Origin of the sequence: Nostoc sp., from assembly GCF_036917515.1 — a bacterium.
Classification (GTDB): Bacteria; Cyanobacteriota; Cyanobacteriia; order Cyanobacteriales; family Nostocaceae; genus Nostoc.
Genome location: NZ_JBALDE010000008.1, coordinates 1 through 7,459 on the forward strand (window position 1 = coordinate 1; position 7,459 = coordinate 7,459).

General features: G+C 39.5%; 7 protein-coding genes and 2 pseudogenes. 6 read left to right on the forward strand and 3 right to left on the reverse strand.

The window, feature by feature from the left end; translation table 11 throughout:
- Positions 1-89 precede the first annotated feature (89 nt).
- Positions 90-340 (forward strand): annotated as a pseudogene (locus tag V7K89_RS00500) (GUN4 domain-containing protein); the annotation flags it as partial.
- Here V7K89_RS00500 and V7K89_RS00505 read toward each other — a convergent pair.
- Positions 307-471, reverse strand: coding sequence for a hypothetical protein (locus V7K89_RS00505; protein ID WP_335183805.1), 165 nt, complete (start codon positions 469-471; stop codon positions 307-309). The pseudogene V7K89_RS00500 and the gene V7K89_RS00505 sit on opposite strands and share 34 nt — an antisense overlap.
- A 268-nt stretch (positions 472-739) precedes the next feature.
- Here V7K89_RS00505 and V7K89_RS00510 point away from each other — a divergent pair, with 268 nt between their 5' ends.
- From V7K89_RS00510 to V7K89_RS00530, 5 genes are all read left to right on the forward strand, one after another.
- Positions 740-871, forward strand: coding sequence for a hypothetical protein (locus V7K89_RS00510; RefSeq protein WP_335183798.1), 132 nt, complete (start codon positions 740-742; stop codon positions 869-871).
- A gap of 958 nt (positions 872-1,829) precedes the next feature.
- Positions 1,830-4,460, forward strand: coding sequence for a bifunctional aconitate hydratase 2/2-methylisocitrate dehydratase (acnB, locus tag V7K89_RS00515; protein WP_335183803.1), 2,631 nt, complete (start codon positions 1,830-1,832; stop codon positions 4,458-4,460).
- 78 nt (positions 4,461-4,538) lie between these two features.
- Positions 4,539-4,985 carry a DUF29 domain-containing protein gene (locus tag V7K89_RS00520; protein WP_335183799.1) on the forward strand — a complete coding sequence of 149 codons (447 nt, stop codon included), beginning with the start codon at positions 4,539-4,541 and terminating at the stop codon, positions 4,983-4,985.
- 13 nt (positions 4,986-4,998) lie between these two features.
- A complete protein-coding gene (locus tag V7K89_RS00525) occupies positions 4,999-5,226 on the forward strand; it encodes a type II toxin-antitoxin system HicB family antitoxin (protein WP_335183801.1) in 228 nt (75 codons plus the stop codon).
- A 70-nt stretch (positions 5,227-5,296) separates the two neighbouring features.
- Entirely contained in the window at positions 5,297-5,473 is a 177-nt protein-coding gene (locus tag V7K89_RS00530) for a type II toxin-antitoxin system HicA family toxin (RefSeq protein ID WP_335183804.1), read from the forward strand.
- 17 nt (positions 5,474-5,490) lie between these two features.
- Here V7K89_RS00530 and V7K89_RS00535 read toward each other — a convergent pair.
- Together V7K89_RS00535 and V7K89_RS00540 are read right to left on the reverse strand one after the other, a co-directional pair.
- Positions 5,491-6,757 (reverse strand): annotated as a pseudogene (locus V7K89_RS00535) (IS701 family transposase).
- Positions 6,758-6,904: 147 nt separating this feature from the next.
- Positions 6,905-7,459 (reverse strand): HEAT repeat domain-containing protein (locus tag V7K89_RS00540; RefSeq protein WP_335183802.1); only part of this gene is annotated, 555 nt, incomplete at its 5' end.

Here is a 7,459-nt window from a genome sequence, read left to right on the forward strand (position 1 = left end):
CAAATTAACCAAACCAATTATTGCATCTATTGCCCGAAGGCAATATATTTTAGAGGCACTATCTGTAGCCAGCTTTTAGAGAATTGGTATTACTAGCAGCAAAAAACTGGGAGGAAGCCGACACAGAAACCTATCGGGTTATGAATCAGGCTATAGGCAAAGAAGATGGCGGCAGCTTCACCTTATACGATGCACTGACTTAGGCACAATTGACCAACTGTGGGTAAAATACAGCAATGGACACTTTGGCTTCAGCGTCCAGAAAGAAATTTACTTGAGCGTTGGCGGTAAAGCTGACGACAAGTATTACCAAGAAGCCTGGGAAAAGTTTGGCGATCGCAGTTGACTTGAACTAAGGGACTTACGGTCAAATAGTGTACCAAATCGGGTTTTTTTGCGAGAGAGTGCACCAACAACTACATTCAGCCCTCGAATCTCAGCCAGTGGGTTGAGTATAGTCGAAACCCACAATCATGGATATTCAGGTACTTTATTTTCATCCACATCCCTAAAAGTGCGATGTCTACGACGGGCTATGCCTACGCTCTTACAACAACATTGTAGTTTTCGTGCAACTTAAATATAATATTATTTTGCTGAAAATGCCTTTGGTGATTAAATTCCGAGAAATCACGGGTATAGATAAAAATTTTTGTTAAAAAAATGCGCTTTTTGCTGAACTAGAATATAGGTTAATTGAGACAAAATAGCTTTGTAAAGCTTTTAAAGGTGTAAATTTATGTCTCGAAGAAAACGTAGTTCTCGGATTATAGAAAAAGCTGAGTTTAAAGTTGCCGGACTGAAAGCTATCGATCCAAATATCAATTTTGATGATACTTACAACTTGCAAAATCTAACTCAATTAATATAAAAAGTTCACAATATGCTTGATAATTATAACGCTAATATAGCTATGATTGACTCTTCTAGAAAAAAGCTGGATGAGATGGAAAAAACCTTAAGAGCTAATTCGTAAACTCAAGTAAAGTACTTGTCTAGTAAGGGTTTCAGGAATTTAAGTCAATAAAGCACTTATTCGCTGAAACTTAGACCTAGTAATGAGTTGAGTACCCTTAAGATTTTCTTTACGAATCAGCTCTAAGTTAGGTTTCAGATAAAATGCTAACGTGGGTTGGTTGCAAATACGGTAAAAACAGCAATAAATATGAATTTTTAGGTAGCATTAAAGACAATAAACGTACCCGTAAAAGCAGATTGACACGCTTAAAATTTAATACAGATAAAATATCAGATGAAAATGCAATAACCGCCTAGTACCGCTAGGCAGAAATCAAAAGTAAAAAGTCAAAAGTCAAGTTTATCGATTGAACAATTAGAAAATTTAGGATAAGCATTGCTAGACTTTTATAGTATTGCTGATTTAGAAACTTGGTTAAACCAACAATAAATACGAATTACGTCTTTATAAATTATCAGGGTCAATATTGAATTCTCACAACTTAGCGGCTAGTACGCCACGGCGTAAATAGAGCAACCATTTAAAATACCTAAAGAACTTATTCCATAATACTTTTGACTTTTGACACTTCGACTTTGCTCAGTGTTAACTTTTGAATGAGTAACTTCCGCCTTGCGGTACTAGGCGTTCTGAGCGTAGCCGAAGTATTGATTCTGACTTCTGAATTCTTCTTCAAGTAGTAGCTAATTCTATTCGCCTAATACTTTTCCAACTTTCAGTATAAAAAAACTACAAAAAACTGATTACCAGTAAGGCTTTCATCATAAAAGTAAGCTAAACTTTTATAGCCAAGTATTGCCTCAAAATATTTCATAATTAAAGGTAGAAAAGCCCAATGGAGAACATAAAAATGCTGGAATCATATCGTAAACACGTTGCCCAAAGAACAGCACTCGGTATTCCCCCTTTACCATTGGATGCGAAGCAAACCTCAGAATTATGTGAATTACTGAAAAATCCGCCAAAGGGTCAAGAGGAGATATTATTGCATTTATTGAGCGATCGCGTTTCTCCTGGTGTCGATCCAGCAGCTTATGTCAAAGCCGGATTTCTCACCGCGATTGCCAAAAAGGAAATCATTAGTCCCTTGGTTTCGCGCATAGAAGCAGTGCAATTGTTAGGGACAATGGTAGGTGGTTATAATGTGCAAGCTTTAATTGAACTGCTGCAATGGCCCACCGTATCCCTCTCAGACTCATCTGAAACACCTCTAGTAATGGGCGGACAAGGAAAGGAACCTATCGCCGCTTATGCCGCCAACGCCTTAAGCAAAACTCTCTTGGTGTATGACGCTTACCACGATGTTTTAGAGTTGTCTAAAACCAATCCTTTCGCCAAGCAGGTGATTGACTCTTGGGCGGAAGCTGAATGGTTTACCCTTCGCCCCACAGTACCAGAAGCGATTACTGTTACCGTTTTTAAAGTTCCTGGCGAAACCAATACCGACGATTTATCCCCCGCCCAAAGTGCCACAACTCGCCCAGATATTCCCTTACACGCCTTAGTGATGTTAGAGTCACGGCAACCAGGAAGTTTGGCAACCATTACTGAACTGAAGAAAAAAGGGCATCCTGTAGCTTACGTGGGGGATGTAGTTGGTACAGGTTCCTCGCGTAAATCTGCCATCAACTCAGTATTGTGGCATTTGGGAAATGATATACCTTTTGTGCCAAACAAACGCGCTGGAGGTTATGTTTTAGGTGGTGCGATCGCGCCAATCTTCTTTAACACAGCAGAAGATGCCGGTGCTTTGCCTATTCAGTGCGATGTCACCAAACTGGAAACCGGCATGGTAATTACCATCCATCCCTACAAAGGGGAAATCACTAACGAAGCAGGCGAAGTCATTTCCACCTTTGCCCTCAAACCTGATACCATCCTCGATGAAGTCCGTGCAGGTGGACGCATCCCCCTACTTATCGGCCGTACCCTCACCGATAAAACTCGTCTTGCACTTGGTTTAGAACCCAGCACTGTATTTACACGTCCCCAGCAAGCCATTGATACAGGCAAAGGCTATACCCTAGCCCAGAAAATGGTAGGTAAAGCTTGTGGATTACCTGGTGTGCGTCCCGGCACATCCTGCGAACCGATCATCACTACCGTTGGTTCCCAAGATACCACAGGCCCGATGACCCGCGACGAATTGAAAGAACTCGCTTGTCTTGGTTTCAGTGCAGACTTAGTGATCCAAAGTTTCTGCCACACCGCAGCTTATCCCAAACCAGTAGATATCAAAACTCATCACGAACTCCCCGATTTCTTTGCTTCTCGTGGCGGTGTCGCCCTCCGTCCTGGTGATGGTATCATCCACTCTTGGTTAAATCGGATGCTGCTACCCGACACCGTGGGAACTGGCGGCGACTCTCACACCCGCTTCCCCTTGGGTATTTCCTTCCCCGCCGGTTCTGGGTTGGTAGCTTTTGCAGCCGCCTTGGGTGTCATGCCTTTAGATATGCCAGAGTCAGTATTGGTAAGATTCAAAGGTGAATTGCAACCAGGTATCACCCTGCGGGATGTGGTGAATGCCATACCCTACGTAGCAATTCAAAAAGGTTTGCTGACAGCAGAGAAGCAGAACAAGAAAAACGTCTTCTCCGGGCGAATTATGGAAATAGAAGGTTTGCCAGATTTAAAAGTTGAACAAGCCTTTGAACTCACCGATGCTAGCGCCGAACGTTCTTGTGCCGGATGTACTATTAAGCTAAGTGTAGAGACAATTTCGGAATATCTGCGTTCTAACGTTGCGCTGCTGAAAAATATGATTGCACGGGGCTATCACGATCCGCGTACCATGCTACGGCGTGTCGCAAAGATGGAAGAATGGTTAGCAAATCCCGTGTTATTAGAAAGTGATGCTGATGCCGAATATACTGAAATAATTGAAATTGATTTGAACGAAATCAAAGAACCAATTGTTGCTGCTCCCAATGACCCCGATAATGTGAAATTATTATCGGAAGTTGCTAATGATCGAGTGCAAGAAGTATTCGTCGGTTCTTGTATGACAAATATCGGTCATTATCGGGCAACAGCGAAAGTTTTGGAAGGTGCAGGTGAAGTGAAAACTCGTCTTTGGATAGCACCACCAACCCGCATGGATGAACACCAACTTAAAGAAGAAGGTGTATATGGTATTTTTGAGGCTGCGGGTGCGCGCACAGAAATACCAGGATGCAGTTTGTGTATGGGAAATCAGGCGCGAGTTGCTGATGGCACAACAGTATTTTCTACCTCTACCCGCAATTTCAATAATCGCATGGGTAAAGATGCACGAGTGTATCTTGGTTCAGCAGAATTAGCCGCAGTTTGTGCGCTGCTGGGACACCTTCCCACAGTCCAAGAATACTTGGATATTGTGGCGAGGAGAATTCATCCTTTTGCAGATGATTTGTATCAGTATTTAAACTTCGATCAAATCATCGGTTTTGAAGATGAAGGGCGCGTGATTTCTAAAGAGGAGCAGGCTTTGTTGGTCTAATCTAGATTAAGGTGGGTTAAAAAAGCCCACCTTAATTTTTTAAGAATTTGTATCAGTAATTTAATTGTAGTTTTTATCATGACCAGTCCATTTTTTATAAATGACAAAAACCTTTATGAGCAAGATTTTTACTTGTGGACACAAACAATTGCCCAGCAGTTAAAAGAAAATAATTTTAATCAAATAGATATATCTAATCTAATTGAAGAAATTGAAAGCATGGGGAGAAGTGAAAAACGCGAGTTAAAAAATAGATTAATTGTACTATTAATGCACTTGCTGAAATGGCAATATCAACCAGAAAAACGTAGTGAAAGTTGGCGCAGTACCATTTCTGAACAACGTATCTGTATTGAAACATTATTAGAAGATAGTCCCAGTTTGCAACCTCTACTTGCAGAAGTATTTGAAAATTGTTATCAAAAAGCTCGTCTCAAAGCATCTGATGAAACAGGGATTAAATTAAATTTATATCCTAAAGAATCTCCTTTTACATTAGAAGAAACTTTAGAAAATAGTCATTAAGTTGGAGAAATGAATGAATTTTTACACCGTTGTACTCAGAAAAAGTTTTTGCTATTGGGTTGCTTTATGTTTAGAAAACGGCATTGTTGAGCAGGGAAATAATCAAGAAGATGCAATTAAAAAACTGAAAGAAGCAATTGAATCTTTTGAAAATGTTTATGAGTCTGAAAGTAATATTTATAAATCTCCCGTTTCAATAGATGAATTACATGAATTTTTATTTATTGAAGAAAAAGAATAACATTCAGAGATATATGAATTAAGAAAGGTTTCTGCCTAAAAATATACCTTCTCTGAAACCAAAGGAGTTAATTAAGCTTTTAGAACAAGCAGGTTGCACATTCCATAGAGAAGGAAAAAGCGACCATTGTTTATATACTCGTGAAGTTGATGGTAAAAAAAGAATAGTTCCTATAGATATGGGTGCAAGAGAAATGTCTCCTGCTTATGTTTTGCGTATTTTTAGGCAATTTGGTTTTACTGATTAGCGGGACTTAAACAAAAATTATGCCCAAATGAAGCCCAAACTGGCTTTGTAAGAAGCAAACAGGTCACGATGAACGGTCAACCAGTCAAAAAATCGAAAAGACATAGCTGTTCTAAAAGCCTCGAAAGCTTCAGTGAAAGTATTTAAAGATTTGTTAGCCCACCTTCGTCTTAAACCGCCAGTCAACTGATGCCAAAGAATAAAAGTATAGGCACAAAAAACTAAGATAAAATGTCGAAGTAAACTTCTTTTATCTCGAACTTGATATTCTTTCAGCCCTAACCAACCCTTGGCCTCTCGATAAAAAACTTCTACCCAATTTCTTGAACTATAAGTGTCAACTATCCATTGTGGTGTAACAATTGGTGAAGAAAAATTAGTGATGAAATAGTCAATATCAGTGGCATCTGTGAAAGTCGCAGCGTTCATGACGATAGCAATATTTCGTTTTCCACTTAGACCTGTTATTTCTACTTCTTTAGTTACTACCCATCAGGTTTTGGGTTTATCTAAGTTAAGTTGAATTTCTGTAAAAGCCTCTTGAGGTAGAGATTGTGCTAATTTATCTAGCCTAATTATTTGTTGAATATTATCTTCCAAATTGATAATTAATTTGCGATTTTTAGCTAATCCTCCTAAATACTTTAATTGCTGATTTTCTAACTTTAATAAAAAGGATGTGTTGTTGCCGTAGCCAGCATCTACAATTACTATTCCTGGTTGATAACCACGGTTTAAAGTCTGGTCTATTAATTTAATTGCTAATTCCGGTTTCTTCTCAAATTCTGAGTCTTGTTTCCCTTCAGGTAATGAATCAGCGTGCTGATAATAGCTCTATATCTAACGGTAAGCTTTTTCTTCCATCATATAGATGTGTTGTGACCACTACTATTCCATTATCCGTTTTGCCAATTTCTCCGATATACTGTCTCCCCACGCCAGCAGTGAAATTACCGCTCTTTCTATGACCAGAATCATCAATTATTAAGTTAAAACCCCTACTAATTCTCGTCTGGCTACACTTGTTCATAATCTTTAACCGACGCTCATTCACCTGATCACTGGACCACGGTGCTTCGGTTAAAAAGTGGTGTAATCGGTGGTAAGTCACGCCTACAGCATTCTCTGCGATTTGAAACAGCTTTTTTCTCTCACTTTCACCCAGTAATCCCCCTACATAGTGTCTAAATTCTCTTTTTTGAGCCTTATGAGTAAACACATCATCAAATCGTTGACACCATCTTTCAAAGCATGGCGGCATGGCTGCGGGGGTGGTTTCTTTCATGAGCTTTTTTCAACGTGAAAGCTATGCTAGTTAAACATTATACCCTTTTTCACTTCTAGTTTTGTTTAAGTCCCATTAGGAAATTGAAAGTCTTTTAAGTTAAATATATTTAAGTAATTTTATGTTATGCCATGACATTTAGTAATCTCATGAAGCATCTGTAGTCAAGTTCAATCTCAGACCAAATTGCTGGGCAAGTGTTTGGTAACGCATACGTACATCCTCGACGGATATTTCTAATTGAGCAGCAGCATGATTAACTCGTTCTTCATCAATTTCTTGTTCGGGATCTAGAAACGGATTAAGAGCATCAATATCCCTAGAAAGCAGCTGGCGATCTATTTGATCCTGACAAATCCAAGATAATGCTCTAAGTGTTATTACCCTCGTATTTTGATTCTTAGATGACAACCTGTTTAGTAACTTTTGTATAGTCTTAGCATCCCCAAGTTTTACTAGTGCTGCCTCTACAGCTCGCTGCACATTGCTATCAGCATCATTGAGCTTGGTAATCAGGGGTTCAACAGCTCGTGCATCCTTAATCTCTCCTAGTGCCCCTGCTACAGCTTGCAGCACATTTCTATCAGCATCATTGAATTTGGCAATTAGGGGTTCAACTGCTCGTGCATCCTTAATCTTTCCTAGTGCCAATGCTACAGCTTGCTGCACATTGATATCGGCATCATTGAGCTTGGCAATCAG

Bases quoted from the DNA above. Each gene is read 5' to 3' on its own strand.
- acnB (WP_335183803.1), top strand. From the start codon at position 1,830: ATGCTGGAATCATATCGTAAACACGTTGCCCAAAGAACAGCACTCGGT.
- V7K89_RS00520 (WP_335183799.1), top strand. From the start codon at position 4,539: ATGACCAGTCCATTTTTTATAAATGACAAAAACCTTTATGAGCAAGAT.
- V7K89_RS00525 (WP_335183801.1), top strand. From the start codon at position 4,999: ATGAATTTTTACACCGTTGTACTCAGAAAAAGTTTTTGCTATTGGGTT.
- V7K89_RS00510 (WP_335183798.1), top strand. From the start codon at position 740: ATGTCTCGAAGAAAACGTAGTTCTCGGATTATAGAAAAAGCTGAGTTT.